The following is a 24,362-nucleotide window of genomic DNA, read 5'->3' on the forward strand; positions in this document are numbered from 1 at the left end:
GCTGTGCGAATGCAAGTCAGCCCCGCGTTGAACGCATGGCTGCTCCACCAAATACGCACAAATTGCGCCTAGAAAAATGCACTCCGTGCACTTATTCTAAAAGGACAAGTGAGCCACCAAACAAATAAGGAGCTGAAAATGGCCCATTCCCTGTTTGAACCTGCTCCCGAGCCTTTCACCGAAAAGCTTTGGCGCCGCATGAAGGATCTTCATCTGGGTTTTGCCCAGCGCACGGATCTTGCCGACATGTCTTCCGGGCAAACCGATCCGGCACTGGCACATCAGGCGACCGGTCTGGACGCCCGGGGCCGTCAGCAATTGCTGGAAGCCATGTTGACGGCAAAACCCATTGCGATGCGGCCACGTGCAGCGTTCAAGCGCAGCGCCTGAGCAGAAGCAGCCTCAACGCCGGTTGAAATGACGGGCGAAGGCGCGGCTGGTGATTTCGCTGCGCTCTAGTCCGAGATCGGCAAGCTGGGCGTCGTTGAGGTGGTTCATGCGGTTGATTTCGCCGGCAACCCTGCGGGACGCACGAAGGTCGCGGACAAAGCCGGTCAGAAGATCGAAGGCCATTTCGGAGTTTCCTCAAGCGGGCGGCAATCGCGCCGCATCTGTTTCATTCGCGGCTGATTTAGTCTTTCCCGGCGGATTCACAACGCACAAGAATGCATTGCAGCATTTCCAAAGTGAGTGGGCTGGTTAATCGGGTCTTCACCTACGGAGGACACCCTGGGCAAATGCCGTGAAACCTTTGGCCCACTCATTTCCAGTACGGGTATGAATTTACGCAAAGTCAGTTCAAAATTTACCGGATTGACAAGCTGCAACGCGCGCAGGCCAAGGATCTGCGCTGACGCTCGTCCGTCGTGACACTCTGGAGAAAAACCAAACAAAAACCGCGCACCTTGCGGTACGCGGTTTCTCGAAAGTCCGTTTGAAGCGGGCTGTTACAGATCGAAGCCCAGCATCTGACCAACGGCGAAGACGTCCTTGTCACCGCGGCCGCACAGGTTCATGACGATGATCTGATCCTTGTCCATCTGCGGTGCCAGCTTCACCACATGGGCCAGCGCGTGTGATGGTTCCAGTGCCGGAATGATGCCTTCGACGCGGGTCAGCATCTGGAAAGCGTCCAGCGCCTCGTCGTCCATGATAGGCACATATTCCACGCGGCCGATTTCCTTGAGCCAGGAATGCTCGGGCCCGATGCCCGGATAGTCGAGCCCGGCGGAAATGGAATGTCCTTCCAGGATCTGGCCGTCCTCGTCCTGCAGCAGATAGGTGCGGTTGCCATGCAGCACGCCCGGTTTGCCGGCGGTCAGCGAAGCGCAGTGCTCTTCACCCTGAAGACCGCGGCCGCCCGCTTCGACGCCGTAGATCTTGACGTCGTTGTCGTCGAGGAACGGATGGAACAGACCGATGGCATTGGACCCGCCTCCGACAGCGGCGACCAGAGCGTCCGGCAGACGACCTTCGGCTTCCATCATCTGCTCGCGCAGTTCCTTGCCGATCACGGACTGGAAATCCCGCACCATTTCCGGATAGGGGTGCGGACCTGCGGCAGTGCCGATCAGGTAATAGGTGTCCTCGACATTGGTTACCCAGTCGCGCAACGCCTCGTTCATGGCGTCTTTCAGAGTGCCGGCGCCTGCGGTTACCGGAACGATTTCAGCACCTAGCAGCTTCATGCGGAAGACATTTGGCTTCTGCCGCTCCACGTCGGTCTTGCCCATGTAGACAACGCAGGGCAGGCCGAACCGGGCGCACACGGTCGCGGTCGCGACACCATGCTGGCCGGCGCCCGTCTCGGCGATGATCCGGGTCTTGCCCATGCGCTTGGCAAGCAGGATCTGGCCGATGCAGTTGTTGATCTTGTGGGAGCCGGTGTGGTTCAGCTCGTCGCGCTTGAAGTAGATCTTCGCGCCGCCGAGTTCCTTGGTCAGGCGCTCAGCGAAATAGAGCGGCGACGGCCGGCCGGTATAATGCTTGTTCAGCGACTCGATCTCGGCCTTGAAAGCCGGATCGTTCTTGGCATCCTTGTAATGCTGCTCCAGGTCCAGGATCAGCGGCATCAGCGTTTCGGCGACATAGCGGCCACCGAAAATACCGAAATGCCCGCGATCGTCCGGACCGGTCCGGATGCTGTTTGCCAGTTCGTTCACGCGTTTACTCCTTCACCCGGGCTTCAGCCCGGCACCTTGACGCCCTTGGCAGCCGCCAAGAATGCGCGAATGAGATCACTGTCCTTGACGCCCTTTGCCCGCTCGACGCCGGAGGAAACATCCACCTCGCTGACGCCGCTCAAACGGATCGCTTCAGTGACGTTGTCCGGATCAAGTCCTCCGGAAAGCATGAAGGGCTTCTTCAGGTCAAGGTCTTTCAAGATCGTCCAGTCATAGGACACGCCGTTGCCGCCCGGCAGGTCCGAGCCCGCCGGCGGCTTGGCATCGAACAGCAGGCGATCGGCAACCACTGCGTAGTAATGCGCCTGTTCCAGGTCCGAGCGATCGGAGATCGGGATCGCCTTCATGACCTTGGTGCCCTGCATCACCTTGGCCGCTGCCAGGGCTTCAGGGGCTTCCTCGCCATGGAACTGGAACGTATCGGGCTTGACCAGCTCATTGATGCGCGACAGGCCGTCGAGCTCCATGTTGACGGTCACCGCCACGATTTCCGCCCGGCCGCGGGCCATATCGGCCAGCCGGCAGGCCTGGCTCAGCGACACATGGCGCGGACTTTTCGGGTAGAACATCAACCCGACCATATCCGCCCCGGCATCTAGCGCCGCCGCCATTGTGTCCTCGGTCGAAAGACCGCAGATTTTGACTTTTATATCCGACATGGTTTCGAGGTATCGCCGTTGGGGCAGAGTTTGTCAAAAGAGATTGCGTCATCCGATGGGAAAAGGCGCAATCACGCTCCATCCCTGCCGAGCGAATTGCAACTTGGGCGCGAAGAGCCACCGGACTTTGGTTTCCCATGTGTGTTGCGGCGGCGCTTTGGGCTCCCCGATCCCGGATCTTCGCTGCGCTACGTCCGGGATGACGACTGAGAGATCAAGGTAGTTGTTACTGATTTAGAACCAGATAGAGATCCTGCCAGTCCGGGTTCATCTTCTCGATCAGATCGAATTTCCATTGTCGGCGCCAACGCTTGATCTGTTTTTCACGGGCAATCGCAGCCCCGGTCTCTTCGTGCTGTTCGTACCAGACCAGAGATTTCGTTCCGTATCGGTTGGAAAAGCCCTCAATCAGACCTTCACGGTGCTCGTAAATCCGGCGGGCCAAGTCCGTCGTCACGCCCGTGTAAAGAGTTTCGAACGGTCGCGAGGCGAGGATATAGACCCAGGCTGTCAAACGATGGTCACTCCGGGTTTCGAGAGGTTGGTTGGCTCCCCGATCCCGGATCTTCGCTGCGCTGCGTCCGGGATGACGACGACAGGTCTGGTAGAAACCTTTCAGCCGTCATCCCGGGCAAGCAAAGCGCGACCCGGGATCGGGGAGCCCCTAATCCAACCAAGTAACAAACCACCTCACGTCACATTGAACGCCGCGATGGCGGCCATGTTGACGATGTCGCTGTCCTTGGCGCCCAGGGGCACGATCTGGATCGACTTGTCGAAACCGACCAGCAGCGGGCCGATGACCGTAGCGCCGCCCAGTTCCTGCAGCATCTTTGTGGAGATGGATGCGGAGTGGAACGCCGGCATGACCAGAACATTTGCCGGACCGGACAGGCGGCAGAACGGATAAGCGGCCATTCGGTCCATGTTGAGCGCGATGTCGGCGGCCATTTCTCCGTCGAATTCGAAATCGACCCGGCGCCGTTCGAGGATCTTGACCGCCTCGATGACTTTCTCGGACCGTTCGCCCTTTGGATGGCCGAAGGTGGAATAGGCCAGCATTGCGACGCGTGGCTCGTAGCCGAACTTGCGCGCAACATGAGCGGCTTCCTCGGCGATGTCGGCCAGTTCCTCCGATGTCGGCATGTCGATAACCGCAGTATCGGCAATGAGCACGGTGCGGCCGCGGGCGAGCGCCAGCGAGACGCCGATGACGCGGTGCCCCGGCTTGGGATCGATGGTTGCCTTGACCGTATCGAGAGCAACGGAATAGTTCCGCGTCACACCGGTGACCATGGCATCCGCATCGCCCCGTGCGACCATGATGGCACCCCAGTAGTTGCGGTCGTTGTTGACCATGCGCTGGCAGTCGCGCAGCAGGTACCCCCGGCGCTGCAAACGGCCATAGAGATATTGCGCGTAATCGCTGTTGCGATTGGACAGCCGCGCGTTCTGGATGGAAAGGCCCGGTCGGTCGATGTCGATGCCGGCCCGCTCGGCCATCGCCTTGATCTCGTCCTCGCGACCGATCAGGATGGCTTCTCCGAGGCCCTGCGACACGAAGCTCGTCGCGGCGCGGATGACCGGTTCTTCCTCACCTTCGGCGAAGACAACACGCTTGGGCTGCTGGCGCACCTTGGAGAAGATCCGCTGCAAGGTGCCGGCGACAGGATCGCGGCGGGCGGAGAGCTGATGCTTGTAGGTCTCCATGTCGACGATCGGCTTGCGGGCGACGCCGGAATCCATTGCAGCCTGGGCGACCGCGGGCGGGATGGTGTGGATCAGGCGCGGATCGAAGGGCACCGGAATGATGTATTCCGGGCCAAATTTCGGCCGGTTGCCGCGATAGGCAGCGGCGACTTCGTCCGGCACTTCCTCGCGCGCCAGTTCCGCAAGGGCATGCGCACAGGCAACCTTCATGGCATCGTTGATGGTGGTGGCCTGAACGTCGAGCGCGCCGCGGAAAATATAGGGAAAGCCGAGCACGTTGTTGACCTGGTTCGGATAGTCAGAACGTCCGGTCGCGACAATCGCATCGTCGCGCACTTCGGCGGCCTCTTCCGGCGTGATTTCGGGATCCGGGTTGGCCATGGCGAAGATGATCGGGTTCGGCGCCATCACCCGCAGCATGTCGGGTGTCAATGCGCCCTTTGCCGACACGCCGAAGAAGACATCGGCACCCTTCATCGCATCGTAAAGCGAGCGTGCCTTGGTTTCGACCGCGTGGGCGGACTTCCACTGGTTCATGCCTTCTTCGCGACCCTTGTAGATGACACCCTTGGTGTCGCACAGGGTAACGTTCTCGTGCGGAATGCCCATGGCCTTGACGAGTTCGATACAGGCAATGCCTGCCGCGCCCGCGCCGTTGCAGACCACTTTCGTGTCCTTCATGTCGCGCCCGGTCAGGTGCAGGGCATTGATAAGGCCCGCCGCCGCGATGATTGCCGTGCCGTGCTGGTCGTCATGAAAGACAGGAATGTTCATCAGTTCGCGCAGGCGCTGCTCGATGATGAAACAGTCCGGCGCCTTGATGTCCTCCAGGTTGATCCCGCCGAACGAAGGGCCGAGGTAGCGGACGGCATTGATGAATTCATCGACTTCTTCGGTATCGATTTCCAGATCGATGGAATCGACATCGGCGAAGCGCTTGAACAGAACCGCCTTGCCTTCCATCACCGGCTTGGACGCAAGCGCCCCCAGATTACCCAGGCCCAGAATGGCCGTGCCGTTGGAAATCACCGCGACCATGTTGCCCTTGGTGGTGTAGTCGTAGGCCCGGCTGGGGTCTTCCGCGATCGACCGGACCGGCACAGCCACACCGGGCGAATAGGCCAGCGACAGATCGCGCTGGGTCGCCATCGGTTTGGTCGGCGCAATTTCCAGCTTCCCTGGGCGGCCTTCCTGATGGAATTGCAGCGCTTCCTGGTCGGTGAAGCTGACATTGGTCTTGGTCGGTTTCTTGTCGGCGGACATGGTTTGGACGTTTCCTCTTGCGCGCTCTCTTTACGGTGCGGGAGCACGACCTTATCCCCTGGAAAATGAAGCCTCAAGCCAAGATGGAATAGGCCCTTGGTGGAATGGCCCGCTCAGTTTGCTAGGTATCAGGCATGAGTGGACAGAGCGCGCAAGAAATCACCCCGGCGGACAGCAAGGTCACGCCAATGATGGCCCAGTTCCTGGAGATCAAGGCTGCCAATCCCGACAGCCTGCTGTTCTACCGGATGGGCGATTTCTACGAACTGTTTTTCGAGGACGCGGAAGTCGCCTCCGCTGCACTCGGCATCACGCTGACCAAGCGCGGCAAGCACCAGGGCGCTGACATCCCCATGTGCGGCGTACCGGTGCATGCGGCCGACGACTATCTCAACAAGCTGATCGCCAAGGGGCACCGGGTGTCCGTTTGCGAACAGACGGAAGATCCGGCCGAGGCCAAGAAACGCGGCTCCAAATCCGTCGTCCGGCGCGATGTCGTGCGTCTCGTAACCCCGGGAACGCTGACGGAAGAACGCCTGCTGGACGCGGGGACCAACAACTACCTGATGGCATTGACCCGGTTGAAGGGCGGATCGCTGGACGGCAGTGCGGTCTATGGTCTTGCCTGGATCGACATGTCGACCGGATCCTTCCAGGTGTCGGAGACCGATCACCAGCGCCTTGCCGCGGACCTTGCCCAGGTTTCCCCGCGCGAACTGATCCTGTCCGACAATCTGTTGCAGGAAAGCGAATTGCGCCTGACAGCCGAGCAGGCGGGCGGTGCACTGTCACCGGTGCCGCGTGCCTTTTTTGACAGTTCCACCGCAACGGACCGGCTCGCGCATTACTTCGGCGTGAAGACCCTCGACGGCTTCGGCACCTTCAGCAGGGCCGAGCTTTCGGCCGCCGCCGGCATTCTTGCCTATGTGGAAAAGACCCAGCTCGGCGAACGCCCGCCACTGGATCCGCCCGTGCGCGAGGCCGGGGCCGGGCGCATGCTGATCGATCCGGCGACCCGGGCCAACCTCGAGCTTTCCCGAACACTTTCAGGTGAAAAGCAGGGCTCGCTGCTGGCAACGATAGACCGCACGGTGACAGGCGGCGGCTCGCGCCTGCTGGCCAGCCGTCTGGCCGGGCCGCTGATCAATGTCGATGCCATCCAGCACCGGCACGACGGTGTCGCGTTCTTCCTTGAAAACGAGATCATGCGCGAAGGCCTGCGCCAGACGCTGAAGGGCGCTCCCGACATGGCCCGGGCCCTGTCGCGGATCGCGCTCAACCGGGGCGGGCCGCGCGATATCCTGTCGGTTGCCCAGGGCCTTGAGGCCGCACGGGCGGTGCTCGACCAGACCAGCGCGACCGCCGGAACAATCCCGGTGGAAATCGCGGCCGCGCGCGCCAGCCTGGAACAGGCGCCGCACGATCTTGGCAGTGAACTGACGACCGCCCTGAAAGACGAGCCGCCTCTGCTGAAACGCGATGGCGGCTTCATCGCCACCGGCTACAACGCCGACCTCGACGAGTTGCGGTCCCTGCGCGACGAAAGCCGAAAGGTGATCGCGAAACTTCAAGCCGAGTACTCGGAAGAACTCGGCCTGCGCTCACTGAAGATCAAGCACAACAATGTGCTCGGCTGGTTCATCGAAGCACCGTCCGCGCAGACGGAAAAGCTGACTGCCGATCCCGGGCGGTTCATCCATCGCCAGACCATGGCCGGCGCCATGCGCTTTACCACGACGGAGCTGGCGGATCTGGAATCGAAGATCGCCAGTGCCGGCGAACGCTCGCTTGCCATCGAGCTGGAAATCTTCGACCGGCTGGCGAAGGCGATCATCGACGCGGGTGAAGCGATCAAGGCGGCCGCCCACGGCCTCAGCATTCTGGATGTTTCGGCCGCGCTGGCCAAACTCGCCCAGGAAGAGAACTACGTCCGGCCGGTGGTCGACGACAGCCGTGCCTTCGACATCAAGGGTGGCCGCCACCCGGTGGTCGAAAAGGCACTGAAGAAATCCGGCGGTGACAGCTTTGTTGCCAACGATGCCAATCTCGGTCCGGAAGCGGACGAGGATATCGGCCACATCTGGCTGATCACCGGTCCGAACATGGCCGGTAAGTCGACTTTCCTGCGCCAGAATGCGCTGATTGCCGTTCTGGCCCAGATGGGTGGTTATGTTCCGGCCGCTGCGGCCCATATCGGCGTGGTCGACAGATTGTTCTCGCGCGTCGGCGCTGCCGACGATCTTGCGCGCGGGCGTTCCACCTTCATGGTGGAAATGGTCGAAACCGCCGCAATTCTCAATCAGGCGGGCGACCGCTCTCTTGTGATCCTCGACGAGATCGGCCGCGGCACAGCGACGTTCGACGGCCTGTCGATCGCCTGGGCCACCATCGAACACCTACACGAGGTCAACAGGTCCCGCGCCCTGTTTGCGACCCACTATCACGAGCTGACCGCCCTTTCGGCAAAGCTGGCCCGCCTTTCCAATGCCACCGTCTCGGTGAAGGAATGGAAAGGCGACGTCATCTTCCTGCATGAGATCGTTCCCGGTGCGGCCGACCGGTCCTACGGCATTCAGGTGGCCAAGCTGGCGGGCCTGCCAGGATCGGTTGTCGAGCGCTCCAAACAGGTGCTCAGCCAGCTGGAAGAGCAGGACCGGCGCTCTCCAACCGAAAGCCTGATCGATGAGCTGCCTCTTTTCGCCAGCCTGACAGCACCGGCGCCCAGCGCACCGGGCGGCTTCTCGGAACCCGATCCTGTCGCCGTGGCCCTGGAGGCGATCAATCCGGACGACATGACCCCGCGCGAAGCGTTGGAGGCACTTTACCGGCTGAAGACCCTGCGAGTGCTCCCGGACGACTAGGTTGCCTCGAGGCGCTGTTTGCACAATGCCTCGGCATGAAGATGTGAGAGAAGCTTTTCCTGAAACAGGTCGCGCAACCGGTTCACCCGTATCTTGAGCAAGTGGTAGTGCTGTCTCGGCGGGATGGGCGGATTGTTTCGACACGCGCATCCCTTCAAAAAAACCGGTGACGGACCGATACAACCCAGTTAGGTTGCATTTCTTGCTTAATTCACTTTTCCGGCGATAGTCATGTTGTCCCTCCTGCAACTGCCCCGACAGGCATTGCTGATCCTGCTGCTTCAATTCACCAACAGCCTCGGCGTTTCGGCGCTGGTGCCGCTGATGAGTTTTTTCATTGTGGAAGGGCTTGGCGCCGACCCCTGGCAGGTGGGGCTCTATTCCGGCCTGGTGATGCCGCTGACGCTGACCGTCAACCGATGGGCGGGCGAGCGACTGGACAACCGCTTTCCGGTCAAGAGCCTGCTGGTCGTTTCCGTCATTGCCTATATCACGCTGGCCGCGCTGCTGACCCAGATCAGCAGCCTCGTAATGCTACTCGTCCTGATCGCACCCCTGATGAGCCTTTCCAACATGGGCGCAGGCATTGTCTTCACCTTCGGCCGCCTTTACGCAGAACAGCAAGGCATGGATGTCGCCAGGGTCAATTCCTGGCTCCGGATGATGGTTTCGATGGCCTGGATGGTTGGGCCGGCGGTCTCTTTTTCACTCGTAGCAGCTTTCGGCTTTGCCGCTGCCTTCCTGTGTGCGCTGGCAATCGGTTTGGTTTACCTGACGCTTTGGTATGTCGTCATTCCCGCAGATTTCAGGTCGACACGGGAGCGCTCCAAGACCAACGGCAAGGCGCCGATCAACTGGGGGCTCCAGATCGCCGGGCTGACCTGTCTTGGCTTCGTCATCACCAATTCGCTGTTCGTCTCGGCAATGCCGCTGTTCTTCGTGCAGGAAACTCATCTGCCCGGCGCGACGCCCGGCCTGGCGCTTTCCGTGAAATGCCTGCTGGAGGTTTTCGTCATCTTCGGCTCGGTGCGCCTTGCCGAGCGCATCGGCATTCGGCAGGTGCTGATGCTGGCTGCCTGCCTTGCCGCGATCAGCATGGTGCTGTTTGCCCAGGTGACGGCTCTCTGGCAGGTGCTGACAATCGCGGTTCTGGAGGGGACCTACTATGGCCTGTTTGCCGGTGTCGCGATCAGCTTCGTTCAGAGCTTTGCCCCGGACCGACCGGGCCGGGCAACGGCGGTCTACATGAACAGCCTGTTTCTGGGCGGCATGATCGGCAGCATTTCGATGGGTTTCATTGCCAGCGCGGCAAGCTTTCAGACCGTGCTCTACACCGCAGCGCTGTCGGCAACCGCGGCCCTGGTCGTTTTGCTTGCAACGTTCAAGGTTCAGCCCAAAGCGATAGAAGAAGGAGCCTAGACACCGCCTGCCTTGGCGACGGACAGCGCATTTGCTATTGCACCGGCGAAACTCGTTCTGTCATCGGGATTTAGGAAATTGCCGAGATCGACCTTCTCGCCGCGGCTGAGAAGGGTCACCTTGACGACCCCTTCGTCCTCGATCCGGTCCACCGTCAGGCGGACCCAGAAGGGATTGAACCGGTATTCCTGATACTTCTTGCCCGGACCGACCTTGCGGATCGCGATCTCGTGCCGGGAGACGACCACTTCCTCGTATGTTCGCGCGGAATGGTAGTTCAACCGGAAGGCAAACCAGAGCAGGGCGACGTCAAGGCCGAAGAAACCGAAAACCGGCCAGGCGCCGATACGCAGAAACAGAATGCCGGCGACGAAACTGACCGCGCCGAAGAAGCACATGAGAACCAGAAACCCGTTTGGCCCCAAAGACCGGTGGGGGGTCAGAACGGCAGAGAAAAACGGCCGGTCCTGTTCCGGCAATTCGCCTTCCCGTTCGGGTTTCGGATTGTTCTCGCTCATGAGGCATGATTATAGAGAGAAGATGAAGCAAGCAAAGAGCCCTTCCAAGACAGCGGCAGCACGGCGGCCCGCAAAACCCAAGCAGACCCGGAAAAAAGCGCCTTCCGTGGACAATCCCGGCAAGGTTCTAAAACGGTCCCGCTATTCGAAGGCGGAGACCTTTGCGATCTTCCAGCGCTTCCACGCCGACAACCCTGAACCGAAGGGCGAGCTGGACTATGTCAATGCCTTCACACTGCTGGTTGCGGTGGTGCTGTCGGCCCAGGCGACTGATGTTGGCGTGAACCGGGCGACGAAGCACCTGTTCCAGATTGCCGATACGCCGGAAAAGATGCTTGCCCTGGGCGAAGACCTCGTGCGGGAGGAGATCAAGACAATCGGCCTTTACAAGAACAAGGCCAAGAACGTCATTCTGCTCTCCGAACAGCTGATCCGCGATCATGGCGGCGAGGTTCCCGAAGACCGCGACGCGCTGGAAGCGCTGCCCGGTGTCGGCCGGAAGACGGCGAATGTGGTTCTGAACATCTTCTTCGGTCATCCGACCATTGCCGTCGACACGCATCTGTTCCGCCTTGGCAACCGTATAGGCATTGCGCCCGGCAAGACGCCTCTCGACGTGGAAAAGGCCATGGAGAAGGTCGTGCCGGTGGAATTTGCGCTCCATGCACACCACTGGCTCATCCTGCATGGCCGGTACATCTGCAAGGCACGCAAACCGGAGTGCCGGCGCTGTGTGATCTACGATCTGTGCCGGAGCCCGGAGAAGGAACAGTTTGATGCGGTGCCGGATATTGCCCTGCGCACCAAGGCCCTGATTGAAAAGGAAATTATTGCGTGAGTTTTCTGCTTGGACCATTTCCGGTAAGCGAGAGGCTTCGCTTCCGCCTGCCATCCAGCAATGATGCCGCTTTTTACCACCAGCTCATGAACGACCCGGACTATATCCGTTTCATCGCCGACCACGGCATCCGGACCGAGGATGACGCGGCCAACTACATCAAGAACAAGACGCTGGCACGCTTTGCCGCGCATGGCGTCGGTTTGTGGATTGTGGAGCTGAAGCCGGAGCTCACCCCCGTGGGTGTGTGCGGACTGGTGGTGCGCAAGGAATTGAAATACCCGGACCTTGGGTTTGCCTTTCTGGAAGACCACCGTGGCAAGGGCTTCGGCCGTGAGGCCGGGCAGAGCGTTCTGGATTTTGTCACAAAGGAACTGAAGCTGCGCACGTTGTGTGCGATCACTCATCCGGAAAATGTCCGCTCCGCCAATCTTCTGAAAAAACTGGGGTTCGAGCCGGACGGACAGCGGCATCTGGCGGAGATCGGTACGACCTCCAACTATTACGAATGGAAATTGCGGTATGTGGAGAGCGGCCTGGCCTGAGGGCCGCCGCCGTCAATCGCGATCAGCGCTTTTCGCGCACCCGTACGACCACGTCGACACGGACGATTTCCATGCCTTCCGGAGCTTTCGGCAGGGCTCCGATGCCCACACCTTCACCGGGAATGTCGATCACCCGGTTTTCGCCTTCGATGAAGAAGTGATGGTGGTCGGACACATTGGTGTCGAAATAGGTCTTGTTGCCGTCGATCGCGACTTCACGCAGAAGACCGGCCTCGGTGAACTGGTGCAGCGTGTTGTAGACCGTTGCGAGAGATACGGGCACATCCGCATCGACAGCCTCTTCATGAAGCAGCTCGGCAGAGATGTGGCGATCGCCCCGGGAATACAGAATTTCCGCGAGCGAGACGCGCTGGCGCGTCGGCCGCAGCCCCGCAGACCGCAGCATATCGGTCACGTTCTTCTTGTCGCCGGTTTCATGCACCACAAGTGTTGTCATTCCGATCCGATCCAGGTCCAGGGTCGCTTCTTCAAACGGCGCTCTCACCAACCGCGCAAACCTCACGCAGGGCCGTTTTTACTAACATTGGCCTATATCTGCCATTTCTTGCACCCAAGATGCAAGTTTTAAACGTCAAGGGTACTCAAGGGAGCAATCAAGGCAGCATCGGGGCAGGTGATCAGGAGGCGACCGGGGCGCGTCACAGGGATTGCCGGAAACGCTCCGCGGACCGCAGTGCGTAGACGCCCCCGCGCCGGTTGCAAGGAATGGGGCGAATACCCACAATACTTGGCCAAACACCGGAAAAAACCGAGCAACTTCGCGCAAGTGACATCTTTCGGTCATGGTTCCCCTGTGTTAGGAAGGCGCCTCAAACGAACCGAAAACAAACCAAACCTGCCTCGGGATTTCCCGGGCAGGAGACAAAACACGGATCCTGAATGACCGATCGCCGCTCCAGCTACGATTATGAAGCACTTCTCGCCTGCGGCCGCGGCGAGCTGTTTGGCCCGGGCAACGCCCAGCTGCCTCTTCCCCCGATGCTGATGTTCGACCGGATCACGGAGCTTTCCGAAACCGGCGGCGAATTCGACAAGGGTTTCGCCCGTGCCGAGTTCGACATCAAGCCGGACCTGTGGTTCTTCCCGTGTCACTTCCAGGGAAATCCGGTGATGCCGGGCTGCCTTGGCCTCGACGCCCTGTGGCAGCTGACCGGCTTTTTCCTCGGCTGGCTGGGTCTGGAAGGCAAGGGCATGGCCCTGTCGACCGGCGAAGTGAAATTCAAGGGCATGGTGACACCGGACGTAAAGCTGGTGGAATACGGTGTCGACTTCAAGCGGATCATGAAGGGCCGTCTGGTCCTCGGCATTGCCGACGGCTGGTTGAAGGCGGACGGTGAACAGATCTACAAGGCGACCGATCTGCGCGTCGGCCTGGCAAAGACCTGACGCCTGTTCGCAGGATCAATTGATGGCACCGGCGCTTCTTTTTCATTGGGAGCGCCGGTTTGCATATTATGTATGTGCCAGCAGGCTCTCGACACACCCCCGAGAGCTGCGGAGCAGTCAAGACAATAGGAGACCGCAATGAGACGCGTTGTCGTCACCGGCATGGGTATCGTGTCGTCCATCGGAGCAAACACAGAAGAAGTGCTGTCCAGCCTTCGAGAAGGCAAGTCCGGCATCAGCTTTGCTCCGGATTACGCGGAACACGGCTTCAGAAGCCAGGTACACGGCATGCCGAATGTCGATATCGCTTCGCTCGTCGACAAGCGCCAGTTGCGCTTCATGGGCGACGGTGCTGCCTATAACTACATTGCCATGCAGCAGGCCATTGCCGACAGTGGTCTGGAGGAAACAGACGTTTCCAATCCGCGCACCGGCCTGATCATGGGCTCCGGCGGTCCTTCCACCAAGAACCTGTTCCAGGCGCACCAGATCGTTCTGGAAAAAGGCTCGCCCAAGCGCATGGGCCCGTTCATGGTGACCCGCGGCATGAGCTCCACCAACTCTGCCTGCCTGGCGACGCCGTTCAAGATCAAGGGCATCAACTATTCCATCACGTCCGCCTGCTCCACCTCCGCGCATTGCATCGGGGCGGCCACCGAGCAGATCCAGTTCGGCAAGCAGGACGTGATGTTTGCCGGTGGCGGTGAGGAACTCGACTGGACCCTGTCCTGCCTGTTCGACGCCATGGGCGCCATGTCCTCCAAGTACAACGACACGCCTGAGACCGCTTCGCGGGCCTATGACGCGACCCGCGACGGGTTCGTGATCGCAGGCGGCGGCGGTGTCGTGGTTCTGGAAGAACTGGAACACGCCAAGGCACGCGGCGCGAAGATTTATGCCGAAGTCACCGGTTATGCGGCCAATTCCGACGGCTACGACATGGTGGCTCCGAGCGGCGAAGGTGGCGAGCGCTGCATGCGCCTTGCGATCTCGACCCTGGGCGACCGCAAGGTCAACTACATCAATACCCACGGCACCTCGACGCCGGTTGGCGACATTGGCGAAATCGAGGCAATCCGCCGTGTATTTGGTGAAGATCAGCCACCGGCTTCTTCAACCAAATCGCTTACCGGCCACAGCCTGGGTGCGACCGGCGTTCAGGAAGCCATCTACTGCCTGCTGATGCTGCAGAACGACTTCATGACCGCATCCGCCAACATCACTGAGCTGGATCCGGCCCTGAAGCCGAGCGAGATCGTGACCGAGCGCGTCGACAATGCCGGACTCGACACAGTGCTGTCCAACAGCTTCGGCTTCGGCGGCACCAACGCGACGCTGGCGCTGTCGCGCTACCACGGCTGAGGAGCTTTGAATGTCTGATCTGATGAAGGGCAAACGCGGCCTGATCATGGGCGTTGCCAACGACCACTCCATTGCCTGGGGCATTGCCAAGACGCTGGCCGATCATGGTGCCGAGCTTGCCTTCACCTATCAGGGCGAGGCTTTCGGACGCCGGACCAAGCCGCTGGCCGATTCAGTCGGGTCCAAGATCCTGGTGCCGTGCGATGTGGAAGACATCGCATCGGTCGACAGCGTGTTCGACACATTGAAGGAAGAGTGGGGCAGCATCGACTTCCTGGTGCATGCCATCGCCTTTTCCGACAAGAGCGAACTGCGCGGCAAATATGCCGACACCACACGGGAGAATTTCTCCCGCACCATGCTGATCTCCTGCTTCTCCTTCACCGAGATCGCCAAGCGGGCCGCCGCTCTGATGACCGACGGCGGCTCCATGGTGACGCTGACCTATGGCGGCTCCACCAAGGTGATGCCGAACTACAATGTGATGGGCGTTGCCAAGGCCGCGCTGGAATCCTCCGTCCGTTACCTGGCGGTGGACTACGGCGAGCAGAACATCCGTGTGAACGCGATTTCCGCCGGCCCGGTCCGCACGCTTGCAGGATCCGGCGTTTCCGACGCCCGCCTGATGTTCAATTTCCAGAAGCGCAATTCCCCGCTTTGCCGGACCGTCTCTCTGGATGAAATCGGCGGCACCGGTCTTTATCTCCTGTCGGACCTTTCCGGCGGTGTGACCGGCGAAGTGCACTTTGTCGACAGCGGCTACAACATCATGTCGATGCCCCGACTGGAAGAGCTCAAGGTTCAGGAAGTCCAGGCCGACTGAGGCTGGTGTCTTGAGCCACACATGAAGAAGGCGGCCGTTGGCCGCCTTTTTTGTTTCGGAAATTCTGCGCCGTATTCCTCAGGATGAGGGATCAGGAAACCCAGGCAATCGAGGGAGGAGGACGTCAGTCCCCAATCAGCTCGTCCGGATAAACGCCGAAGAGGCGCGTCTGATCGAGCCAGCCGTCATAATTTTCGCCGTTGACCCGACACCAGCCGCCGGCACATTCGGAAATTGTTGTCAGCACGAAGGGATCCAGCTCGGCAACGATGTCGGCATCGGAGCGGGAGCGGGCGCGCAGCGGAGTGCGATCGCTTTTTTCCCAAGGGGTGACGAGAGCGGTGCGGCGGCTGGACAGCAGCGACCGAAACACCCAGCCCTGTTTGCCTTCCCAGTCGCGGATGCGACGCCAGTTCTCGAATTCGCCGACGATCTCCACTGGCAGGCCGGATTGCACGAAGGTCCACGCGATATCGTGTTCGCGCGAAGGCCCGATGCGTACATTGACCCGGTCCGATTTCAGACTGACAAATCTTGGGACGGGCAAGCCACTTGCCCCTGTTGTCGTGCCCTGGGCCTGCAACGTGACTGAAGATGCGAGCAAACCGCACAGCAATGTCATCAAACTGAGGAAGATCCGGGTAGCCTGGAACGAGCGAGCCATATTGTCCGGTTGTCCAATTGTTATTGATCTTTGATTTGAGGCAAATCTCTACCGAAAAATTTGCGCGAAAACCAGCTTGGTCGTTTTGGCCGGTTGGCGATCCGCGGCGATTGAAACCGATCCCTTGTTTCTGCCGGACCATCTGGTAAGGAAAAGGGGTGGTCTCATCCGCTCGCGCAACGCGCAGCGTCAAAGTGGTACCGTTGAGGTTAACAAGTCCTCAACGAAGCGCGAAAGGCAATTGGTATGGCGAAAAAGAAGCCTGTCGTTGTGGTGACCCGGAAGCTTCCGGACGTGGTCGAAACACGGATGCGCGAGCTTTTCGAAACGCGTCTCAATGATAATGACAGGCCTTTCAGCCAGGCGGAACTGGTGGAAGCGGTGCGAACCGCCGATGTTCTGGTGCCGACCGTTACCGACCGGATCGACTCCTCGGTGCTTTCCCAGGCAGGCGAGAACCTGAAGCTGATCGCCAACTTCGGTAACGGTGTCGACAACATCGATGTCGTCAGCGCCAACAACCGGGGAATCAATGTCACCAACACGCCGGGCGTCCTGACCGAAGACACCGCCGACATGACCATGGCGCTGATTCTGGCCGTGCCGCGTCGACTTGCCACAGGCATAAAGGCGCTGGAATCCGGCGACTGGGCCGGCTGGTCGCCGACCTGGATGCTGGGCCACCGGATCTGGGGCAAACGCCTGGGCGTGATCGGCATGGGCCGCATCGGCCAGGCCGTCGCCCGCCGCGCCAAGGCCTTCGGCATGTCGATCCACTACCACAATCGTCGCCGCCTTGCGGAAAGCGTCGAGGAAGAGCTTGAGGCGACCTATTGGGACAGCCTCGACCAGATGCTCGCACGCATGGATGTGGTCTCCATTCACTGCCCGCACACGCCGGGCACGTTCCATCTTCTGTCCGCCCGCCGCCTGAAGCTTCTGAAAAAGGATGCTTACGTGGTCAACACCGCCCGCGGCGAGGTAATCGACGAAAACGCACTGATTCGCATGCTGGAAAGCGGCGATCTTGCCGGTGCCGGCCTGGATGTGTTCGAACATGAGCCTGCGGTCAATCCGAAGCTGGCCAAGCTCGAAAACGTTCTGTTGCTGCCGCACATGGGCTCTGCGACGATCGAAGGCCGCATCGAGATGGGCGAGAAGGTCATCATCAACATCAAGACCTTCATGGATGGTCACCGGCCGCCGGATCGTGTGCTGCCGTCGATGCTTTGACCCGTTTCCGGGCATAATGTCTTGGCTCTTCAATCCATCGGCGCTGCAACTCCGGTACCCGCCAGTCTCGACTGGCTGAAAGGTAGCGAAGCTGGACGAACCTGGCTTCACAAGCTGCCGGAGCTGCTTGAGACCGCATGCGAACAGTTCGGCCTGGATGAAATCGGAAAGCCGTTTTCGGGTGGCAATGTGTCTCTTGTGCTTCCGGCAAAGCGCGGCGATGAGGACGTTGTCCTCAAACTTCAATTTCCCGATCACGAATGCCGCCATGAGGCCGAAGCGCTAAGGCGCTGGAACGGAAAGGGCGCTGTCAGGCTTTTAGACCATGCACCGGGCCTCGGTGCGTTGTTGCTTGAACGGTGCAGGCCGGGACGGTTTCTGGCAGACGACGCGGAAACGGACAGGCTGGGCATCCTGACAGGGCTCTTGCGTGTCCTGATGATCCCTGCGGACGAGCCGTTCACCCGCCTGACCGACGAAGCCGCACGCTGGCGCAGTTCGCTCGACCAGGACTGGGTTGCTGCGGGAAAGCCTTGTGAAAGATACCTTGTCGATGCTGCGATCACGGCCTTGCAGGACCTGTGCCTGACAGAAACGGCAACGGTCCTGCTGCATCAGGACCTTCACGGTCACAACATTCTGTCCGCAGAAAGAGATCCCTGGCTTGCCATCGATCCGAAGCCACTCGCCGGCGATCCCGCCTTTGCACTTGGCCCCATCGTCAGAAGCTTCGAATTCGGCCACTCGCAAGCCGCCGCTCTCCATCGCCTGGACCGCTTGTCGGAAGAGCTGGAGCTTGACCGGGAGCGTGCCAGGCTATGGACAATCGGCCAGACCATGGCCTGGGCTTTCAACAGCAGTTATGCCGACCGGCATTTCGATACGGTGCGCTGGCTGCTTTAGAAACGGTGAGCCCGACAGGGTTCCGATCAGTCCGGTTGTTTTCGGGCTTAAGAGCCTCAGCCGTTGTATTTCGACCAGATCGCGCTGTCGCCCATGCCTTCGATGAAGGCCTTGTGAGCTTCCAGTTCACTTTCCTGCAGCAACCGCTGCAACGGTGACGGGCGCTGGCGGGCATTGAAAGTGCCCAGTTCACCGGGTTCGAAGGTGGCGCTTCCCGACGAGGTTTCTTCCTCATCCGTTATCAGGCCAAGGGCCGTCTGGCGGCCACCGATCAGCTCCAGATAGACTTCAGCGAGGATTTCCGCATCGAGAAGCGCACCGTGCTTGATACGCTTGGAATTGTCGATGCCATAGCGCGAGCAGAGTGCGTCCAGCGAGTTCGGTCCCGAGGGGTGCTTGCGCCGGGCAAGATCCAGCGTGTCGAGCACTTGGCTGTTCGAAATCGTGCGTCGCCCGGCCCGTTCCAGCTCCATGTTGATGAAGCCCATGTCAAAGGCCGCGTTGTGGATCACCAGCGTGGCATCGCCAACGAACTCCAGAAACTCGTCGGCAACGTGCTCGAACAGGGGTTTATCGGACAAGAACTCCGCCGACAGGCCGTGAACCCGGAAGGCTTCTTCGGGCATGTCCCGCTGCGGGTTGATATAGACGTGATAGGAATTGCCCGTTGCGATGTGGTTGATCAGCTCCACACCGCCGATTTCCACCAGCCGGTCGCCCCCGCGCGGGTTCAGGCCTGTTGTTTCCGTATCGAACGAGATCTCGCGCATTTTTCCGCCTTTTGCCTATGGATTCATAGTGCAGCTTGCCGGGTGAGTGGCAAGGGTTGCGCGCGGTTTTCCCCGGTGTTCTGGGGTTTTGTTGGTCTGGGCGTTTGCTCCCAATATCCAATCGCCTGTTCCGTCCAACACCTCATCCCGAGGAGCCGCGCTTGCGGTGTCTCGAAGGATGGGCCACTCGCTCGAGAGTATGCCACCCATCCTTCGAGACGGCACTTTGTGCTTCCTCAAGATGAGGGGAAATTGGCAAGACCTTTGGTAGAAAAGAGGATCAGAGAGAAGTCACCCTGCCGCGGCCAATGCCTTCAGGATCGCGCGGACCTGGCGTCTTGCCGGTTCCATGCCCTTGCCCGTGTCGATCAGGAAATGCGCGTGGCGACGTTTTTCCGCATCCGGCATCTGCTTGGCGAGGATTGCCTCGAACCGGTCTTCACTCATGCCGGGCCGGGCCAGGACGCGGTCCCGCTGGATGTCAGAATCCGCCGTGACAACGACAACGGCATCAACACGGGTTTCGCCGCCGGTTTCGAACAACAGCGGGATATCCAGCATGACGATACGCCGATGGCCGGAGCGGGCGCGCTGCAGGAAGAGCTGTTCTTCCTCACGCACCAGAGGGTGCACGATGGCTTCGAGTTTCTTCATGGCCTCGGGCTTGCCGAGCACGTGCGCGGAAAGACGTGTGCGGTCGACCTTGCCGTCCGTCACCGTGCCGGGAAAGGCGGCCTCGATCAGCGGGGCCGCCCGTCCCGAATAGAGTGCGTGAACCGTGGCATCGGCGTCATGGACTGGAATGCCCTCGGCCGCGAACATTTTCGCCGTCGTCGATTTGCCCATGCCTATGGAGCCGGTGAGGCCGATGCGGATCACGCGGTTACCCCGAGGTCTTCAAGAATGAGATTGCGGAGAGTATCATCCACTTCCGGGCGCACACCGAACCAGCGTTCGAAGGCCGGTACGGCCTGGTGCAGCAGCATACCCAGACCATCAACAGTCTGGTTACCCCGCTCCTTCGCCCTGCGCAGCAGGTCGGTTTCCAGTGGTGCGTAGACCGCGTCGGTGACAAGCGCGGTTGTCGGCAGTGGTGACAGGTCGATTTCGAGCGGAGCCTTGCCGGTCATACCAAGAGAAGTGGTGTTGACCAGAAGTTCAGCTTCTTCAAGCACTGTCCTCAGCTTATCCCATCCATGAGCAATTGTTCCGGAACCAAACATATCGGCAATAACTTTTGCCTTTTTGAAGGTCCGGTTGACGATATGCACTCTTGTGAATTTTCGGGAGAGCAATGCCCACACCACCGCGCGCGCGGCACCGCCGGCGCCGAGAACCACGGCCGATTCACGTGAAACGTCCCATCCGGGCGCAAGCTGATCGAGATTGCCGAGAAAACCGAGCCCATCCGTGTTGGCGCCGCACAGGTGGCCACTGTCATCCAGCCAGATCGTGTTGGCTGCCCCCATGGACCTTGCTGCATCGTCCAGCCAGTCACAGGCGGCGGCGGCCACTTCCTTGTTGGGAACGGTGACATTGGCACCGGCAAGACCGGAAGCGGCAAAGTTCCGGTAGAATTCTTCAGCGGTTTCCGGTGGAACATCTACACGGCCGTAATCGCCGGCAATGCCGTGTTTCTTCAACCAGTAGCCATGAACCAGCGGCGAACGGGAATGCGTGACGGGGTGACCGGTAATGGCGGCTTTTTTCAAAGTTCCGCTCATGTTTCGATCACCTTCAGGCTGCGTAACTCACCAAGAAGAGGCAAAAGCGGCAGACCCAGAATGGTGAAATAGTCACCGTCAATCTTTTCAAACAGCTGCACCCCAAGATTTTCCAGCTGATAGGCGCCAACGCTGGAGAGCACTTCCTGACCGGCCGCGGCCAGGTAATGGCCGATGAAGGCGGGGCTCAGATCGCGCATTGTCAGGCGTGCCGTGGAGACATGGCGCCAGATCGCCTCGCCGTTCCTCGACAATACCACTGCCGAATGCAATTCGTGGGTCTTGCCGGAAAAGGCGAGCAACTGCCGGCGGGCAGCCTCCATATCCTCCGGTTTTGTTCGTCTTTCCCCTTCGAATGCCAGGATCTGATCGGCTCCGATGACAAGGTCACCTGCGCGGCGACCACTGACGTCGTTCGCCTTGGCTTCCGCAAGCACACTTGCCAGATCTTCCGGGGGAAACCCTGCCTCCAGGAGTGGCGCTTCGACAGCGCGTTCGTCGACATCGGCCGGATCGATCTCGATATCCAGACCTGCATTTTTCAAAAGGTCTGCGCGGATCCTGCTTCCGCTTGCCAAGACAAGTGCCATTTCCATCCCTTTTTGTTATCCGGCGCGCCCGGTTTCCGGTCCACCTTCCTGCCCTGATTTAAATTCCTTGAAAAGGGTCAGGATCTCCGCAGCCGTCTCCTCGACTGAGCGGCGGGTGACATCGATCAACGGCCAGCCATGTTCGGTGCAGAGCCGTCGGGTCATGTTGATCTCCTGGGAGATTTCCTTCCGGTCTACGTAAGTGTCGTTATAGCCATCCGAATTCAGCGACAATACGCGGTTGCGCCGGATCTGCTGAATGCGTTCTGCAGAGGCGATCAATCCGACAATCATCGGCTTTTTCAGTTTTTTCACATGCTCAGGCAGGGGAATGCCCGGAACCAGCGGCACGTTGGCCGCCTTGATGCCGCGGTTGGCCAGATAGATGCAGGTCGGCGTCTTGGATGTGCGCGATATCCCGATCAACACGATATCGGCGGATTCCAGATCGTCCCAGATCTGGCCGTCGTCATGCAGCATTGTGTAGTTGAGCGCTTCCATGCGGCGAAAATACTCGGCATCCAGTTCGTGCTGGCCGCCCACACGATGGGTTTGCGTCACGTTGAGATAGGATTGAAAGACGGCAAAAACCGGATCCAGGATATTGACGAAGGGAACACCGAGTTCGCGGCACTTCAGTTCCAGCCGGCCGGCGATTTCCACATCGACCAGCGTATAGAGGACAATTCCCGGGGCTTTCTCGATTTCGGTGATCACCCGATCGAGTTGCTTCTGTGAGCGCACCAACGGGTAAACATGCTCTATTTCCTGCACATTTTCGTACTGGACTGTCGCCGCACGGGCCACTGTCATAAGCGTTTCGCCGGTGGAGTCGGACACGAGATGGAGATGGAAGTAGTGTCTCGACTTGTTCACGTTGTCATCCCCAGGCCTGTTGATGAATTGGGTAAGATGTCTGCCACCCCGTGCCTAGCACGAAGTTTATGCCCGCTCAGCCGAATTTATTAACAATGCTTAAACGAGCGGAAACTGATGCCGAAACGGTTGTGCATGGATGTGGATTCACAAAGGTGCTGTGACATATCGACAGATTATCCACCACCGCCCAATTCCTTAACGAAACGTAAACAAGCAGACAAGTGATTGTAATTTAATTCCTAATCCTGTTATCGACTCCTGGGGAGGAATTCCACTTAACAAGTTGCGAATTTTTTCCCGCCGAGAAAATCGGGCTGATGGATTGTGGATAGAAAATGATCCCGGTAATCCACGCTTAAATAGAAAAAACAGATTCAAAATAAGAATCTTTATTGATTTGAAATGTGGGAAAGGCGACCTCATGAAATCCCAAGACAGGTCCGTGATGCGGGTACTCTCCGGAGAGAAGCTCTGGCCGCCTCCCATCTGGATGATGCGACAGGCAGGACGCTATCTTCCGGAATATCGCGAAGTTCGTGCGAAAGCCGCAAACTTCCTGGAGTTCTGCTATTCACCTGACCTGGCAACAGAGGTCACTCTCCAGCCGATTCGCCGGTATGGTTTTGATGCAAGCATCCTGTTTTCCGACATCTTCGTCGTACCGGACGCCATCGGGTACCCGGTTCGTTTTGAAGAAGGACGTGGTCCTGTTCTGGAACCGCTGTCTTCCGATCTCCTTGATCGTCTGGAGCAGGATCGGGCCGAGGATCATCTCAAACCGGTCATAGAGACGGTTTCACGTCTACGAGCGGAGCTGCCACAGGAGACGACGCTGTTGGGCTTCTGCGGTGCTCCCTGGACCGTTGCCTGCTATTCTGTTGCCGGTCATACCACTCAGGATCAGGTGGCTGCCCGCGTGGGAGCCTATCGTGATCCCGATCTGATGCAGCGTTTCATCGATCAGCTCGTCACCGCTTCGATCCGCTATCTCATCCGCCAGCTCGATGCAGGCGCGGATGCCGTCCAGATTTTTGATACATGGGCCGGTGTGCTCGATGAAGCCGGGTTCAAACGCTGGTCGATCGAACCGACCCGCCGGATCGTCGATGGTGTCCGGGCTGTGCGTCCCGATGCGAAGATCATCGGTTTTCCGAAAGCCTCGTCAGCACGGATGATGGCGTTTGTCGAAGGAACGGGTGTGGATGCGGTCGGTTTCGACTGGACGGCACCGGACCAGGTCGCACTGGATATCCAGAAGAAGGTTCCGATCCAGGGCAATCTCGACCCGATGCGGCTGGTTGCCGGTGGCAAGGCGCTTGAAGAGGGCGTTGCGCATATCCTGAAAACCTTCGACAAGGGTCCGCTGGTCTTCAACCTTGGACACGGCGTGACACCGGACGCGAATCCGGACAATGTCGCCCGCATGGTTGAATTGGTCAGGAAGGGCTAGCCGCATGGATCTTTTCCTCTGGATCAAGGCTCTTCACATCATTTCGATCATCGCCTGGATGGCGGGCATGCTCTATCTGCCGCGGCTGTTCGTCTATCACGCTGCCACGGAAGTCGGGTCGGAACAGTCCGAAACCTTCAAGATCATGGAACGGCGGTTGCTCAAGGCAATCATGAACCCGGCCATGATCGCCTCATGGGTGTTCGGTCTGTGGCTCGCCTGGGAACTTCAGGCCTGGCAGGATGGCTGGTTCCACGCCAAGTTCACATTTGTCCTGCTGATGTCTGGCGTCCACGGTCATCTCAGCAGCTGTGTGAAGAAATTCGCCAGGGACGAGAACAAAAAGTCGCAGCGGTACTACCGGATCCTGAACGAGGTTCCGACAGTGTTGATGATCGGCATCGTCATCTTCGTGATCGTCAAGCCGTTTTAGGCTCACAAAACAGGCATTACGGACAGCCGTAATTCGGCGGCTGTCATTTTCAGCTTCGAAATTCTAAGTGTGGCCTAAAAAACTGGCAGATTTCCGGGCTTGCGCTTTATTGCAAATCAACGTATCTT

At 59.5% G+C, this 24,362-nt stretch carries 25 protein-coding genes; 12 read left to right on the forward strand and 13 right to left on the reverse strand.

The annotated features are described in order from the left end of the window. Positions 1-138: 138 nt before the first annotated feature. Positions 139-390: a hypothetical protein gene (locus ACYQ54_RS18610; protein WP_460085248.1), complete on the forward strand. Its 252-nt coding sequence runs from the start codon at positions 139-141 to the stop codon at positions 388-390. Positions 391-402: 12 nt separating this feature from the next. Here ACYQ54_RS18610 and ACYQ54_RS18615 read toward each other — a convergent pair whose 3' ends face one another. The 5 genes from ACYQ54_RS18615 to ACYQ54_RS18635 form a co-directional block, all read right to left on the reverse strand. Further along, positions 403-573 carry a hypothetical protein gene (locus tag ACYQ54_RS18615; RefSeq protein ID WP_460085251.1) on the reverse strand — a complete coding sequence of 57 codons (171 nt, stop codon included), beginning with the start codon at positions 571-573 and terminating at the stop codon, positions 403-405. Between the two features lie 374 nt (positions 574-947). Next, the gene (gene trpB, locus ACYQ54_RS18620; RefSeq protein ID WP_460085253.1) at positions 948-2,162 is read right to left on the reverse strand and encodes a tryptophan synthase subunit beta; all 1,215 of its coding nucleotides are present in this window, start codon (positions 2,160-2,162) and stop codon (positions 948-950) included. Between the two features lie 23 nt (positions 2,163-2,185). After that, positions 2,186-2,842, reverse strand: a complete 657-nt coding sequence (locus tag ACYQ54_RS18625; RefSeq protein ID WP_460085254.1) for a phosphoribosylanthranilate isomerase — start codon at positions 2,840-2,842, stop codon at positions 2,186-2,188. Positions 2,843-3,068: 226 nt separating this feature from the next. Then, a complete protein-coding gene (locus ACYQ54_RS18630; protein WP_460085256.1) occupies positions 3,069-3,356 on the reverse strand; it encodes a GIY-YIG nuclease family protein in 288 nt (95 codons plus the stop codon). A 176-nt stretch (positions 3,357-3,532) separates the two neighbouring features. Continuing rightward, positions 3,533-5,815 carry an NADP-dependent malic enzyme gene (locus ACYQ54_RS18635; RefSeq protein ID WP_460085259.1) on the reverse strand — a complete coding sequence of 761 codons (2,283 nt, stop codon included), beginning with the start codon at positions 5,813-5,815 and terminating at the stop codon, positions 3,533-3,535. 134 nt (positions 5,816-5,949) lie between these two features. On the opposite strand from ACYQ54_RS18635, the gene mutS reads away from it, so the two are divergent. Continuing rightward, the gene (gene mutS / locus ACYQ54_RS18640) at positions 5,950-8,676 is read left to right on the forward strand and encodes a DNA mismatch repair protein MutS (protein ID WP_460085262.1); all 2,727 of its coding nucleotides are present in this window, start codon (positions 5,950-5,952) and stop codon (positions 8,674-8,676) included. A gap of 231 nt (positions 8,677-8,907) precedes the next feature. After that, a complete protein-coding gene (locus tag ACYQ54_RS18645; RefSeq protein ID WP_460085264.1) occupies positions 8,908-10,095 on the forward strand; it encodes an MFS transporter in 1,188 nt (395 codons plus the stop codon). Here the strand turns inward: ACYQ54_RS18645 and ACYQ54_RS18650 are convergent. After that, positions 10,092-10,613 carry a DUF2244 domain-containing protein gene (locus ACYQ54_RS18650; RefSeq protein WP_460085267.1) on the reverse strand — a complete coding sequence of 174 codons (522 nt, stop codon included), beginning with the start codon at positions 10,611-10,613 and terminating at the stop codon, positions 10,092-10,094. The two genes, ACYQ54_RS18645 and ACYQ54_RS18650, sit on opposite strands and share 4 nt — an antisense overlap. A gap of 22 nt (positions 10,614-10,635) precedes the next feature. On the opposite strand from ACYQ54_RS18650, the gene nth reads away from it, so the two are divergent. Together nth and ACYQ54_RS18660 are read left to right on the forward strand one after the other, a co-directional pair. After that, positions 10,636-11,451 (forward strand): endonuclease III, encoded by an 816-nt coding sequence (nth, locus tag ACYQ54_RS18655; RefSeq protein WP_460085270.1) that lies wholly within the window; start codon positions 10,636-10,638, stop codon positions 11,449-11,451. After that, positions 11,448-11,996, forward strand: coding sequence for a GNAT family N-acetyltransferase (locus tag ACYQ54_RS18660; protein WP_460085273.1), 549 nt, complete (start codon positions 11,448-11,450; stop codon positions 11,994-11,996). Before nth ends, ACYQ54_RS18660 begins: the two co-directional genes overlap by 4 nt. Positions 11,997-12,018: 22 nt before the next feature. On the opposite strand, the gene irrA is transcribed toward ACYQ54_RS18660, so the two are convergent. After that, positions 12,019-12,453, reverse strand: a complete 435-nt coding sequence (gene irrA, locus ACYQ54_RS18665; protein WP_023002449.1) for an iron response transcriptional regulator IrrA — start codon at positions 12,451-12,453, stop codon at positions 12,019-12,021. 443 nt (positions 12,454-12,896) lie between these two features. On the opposite strand from irrA, the gene fabA reads away from it, so the two are divergent. The 3 genes from fabA (at position 12,897) to fabI (ending at position 15,588) form a co-directional block, all read left to right on the forward strand. Beyond that, positions 12,897-13,403 (forward strand): 3-hydroxyacyl-[acyl-carrier-protein] dehydratase FabA, encoded by a 507-nt coding sequence (gene fabA, locus ACYQ54_RS18670; protein ID WP_006940144.1) that lies wholly within the window; start codon positions 12,897-12,899, stop codon positions 13,401-13,403. A 138-nt stretch (positions 13,404-13,541) separates the two neighbouring features. Beyond that, a complete protein-coding gene (gene fabB, locus ACYQ54_RS18675; protein WP_460085276.1) occupies positions 13,542-14,765 on the forward strand; it encodes a beta-ketoacyl-ACP synthase I in 1,224 nt (407 codons plus the stop codon). 10 nt (positions 14,766-14,775) lie between these two features. Then, on the forward strand, positions 14,776-15,588 hold the full coding sequence (gene fabI / locus ACYQ54_RS18680; protein ID WP_460085279.1) for an enoyl-ACP reductase FabI: 813 nt from the start codon (positions 14,776-14,778) through the stop codon (positions 15,586-15,588). A 124-nt stretch (positions 15,589-15,712) separates the two neighbouring features. On the opposite strand, the gene ACYQ54_RS18685 is transcribed toward fabI, so the two are convergent. Beyond that, positions 15,713-16,210, reverse strand: a complete 498-nt coding sequence (locus tag ACYQ54_RS18685; RefSeq protein WP_460086100.1) for an SH3 domain-containing protein — start codon at positions 16,208-16,210, stop codon at positions 15,713-15,715. A 288-nt stretch (positions 16,211-16,498) separates the two neighbouring features. On the opposite strand from ACYQ54_RS18685, the gene ACYQ54_RS18690 reads away from it, so the two are divergent. Beyond that, positions 16,499-17,485, forward strand: a complete 987-nt coding sequence (locus ACYQ54_RS18690; RefSeq protein ID WP_460085282.1) for a 2-hydroxyacid dehydrogenase — start codon at positions 16,499-16,501, stop codon at positions 17,483-17,485. A 21-nt stretch (positions 17,486-17,506) separates the two neighbouring features. Further along, positions 17,507-18,388: an aminoglycoside phosphotransferase family protein gene (locus ACYQ54_RS18695; protein ID WP_460085283.1), complete on the forward strand. Its 882-nt coding sequence runs from the start codon at positions 17,507-17,509 to the stop codon at positions 18,386-18,388. Between the two features lie 56 nt (positions 18,389-18,444). Here the strand turns inward: ACYQ54_RS18695 and dnaQ are convergent, their stop codons facing one another. The 5 genes from dnaQ to ACYQ54_RS18720 form a co-directional block, all read right to left on the reverse strand. After that, positions 18,445-19,158 carry a DNA polymerase III subunit epsilon gene (dnaQ, locus tag ACYQ54_RS18700; protein ID WP_460085286.1) on the reverse strand — a complete coding sequence of 238 codons (714 nt, stop codon included), beginning with the start codon at positions 19,156-19,158 and terminating at the stop codon, positions 18,445-18,447. 291 nt (positions 19,159-19,449) lie between these two features. Continuing rightward, a complete protein-coding gene (coaE, locus tag ACYQ54_RS18705) occupies positions 19,450-20,037 on the reverse strand; it encodes a dephospho-CoA kinase (RefSeq protein WP_460085288.1) in 588 nt (195 codons plus the stop codon). Beyond that, positions 20,034-20,882, reverse strand: coding sequence for a shikimate dehydrogenase (locus tag ACYQ54_RS18710; protein WP_460085290.1), 849 nt, complete (start codon positions 20,880-20,882; stop codon positions 20,034-20,036). Before ACYQ54_RS18710 ends, coaE begins: the two co-directional genes overlap by 4 nt. After that, complete coding sequence (locus ACYQ54_RS18715) at positions 20,879-21,478, reverse strand: Maf-like protein (protein ID WP_460085292.1); 600 nt, start codon at positions 21,476-21,478, stop codon at positions 20,879-20,881. The genes ACYQ54_RS18710 and ACYQ54_RS18715 overlap by 4 nt, the downstream gene beginning before the upstream one ends. Before the next feature lie 9 nt (positions 21,479-21,487). Continuing rightward, the gene (locus tag ACYQ54_RS18720) at positions 21,488-22,348 is read right to left on the reverse strand and encodes a pyruvate, water dikinase regulatory protein (protein WP_460085295.1); all 861 of its coding nucleotides are present in this window, start codon (positions 22,346-22,348) and stop codon (positions 21,488-21,490) included. Between the two features lie 424 nt (positions 22,349-22,772). Here ACYQ54_RS18720 and hemE point away from each other — a divergent pair, with 424 nt between their 5' ends. Next, the gene (gene hemE / locus ACYQ54_RS18725) at positions 22,773-23,801 is read left to right on the forward strand and encodes a uroporphyrinogen decarboxylase (RefSeq protein WP_460085296.1); all 1,029 of its coding nucleotides are present in this window, start codon (positions 22,773-22,775) and stop codon (positions 23,799-23,801) included. Positions 23,802-23,805: 4 nt separating this feature from the next. After that, complete coding sequence (hemJ, locus tag ACYQ54_RS18730; protein ID WP_460085299.1) at positions 23,806-24,234, forward strand: protoporphyrinogen oxidase HemJ; 429 nt, start codon at positions 23,806-23,808, stop codon at positions 24,232-24,234. Positions 24,235-24,362: the final 128 nt, after the last annotated feature.

This window comes from Roseibium sp. LAB1 (genome assembly GCF_054658235.1).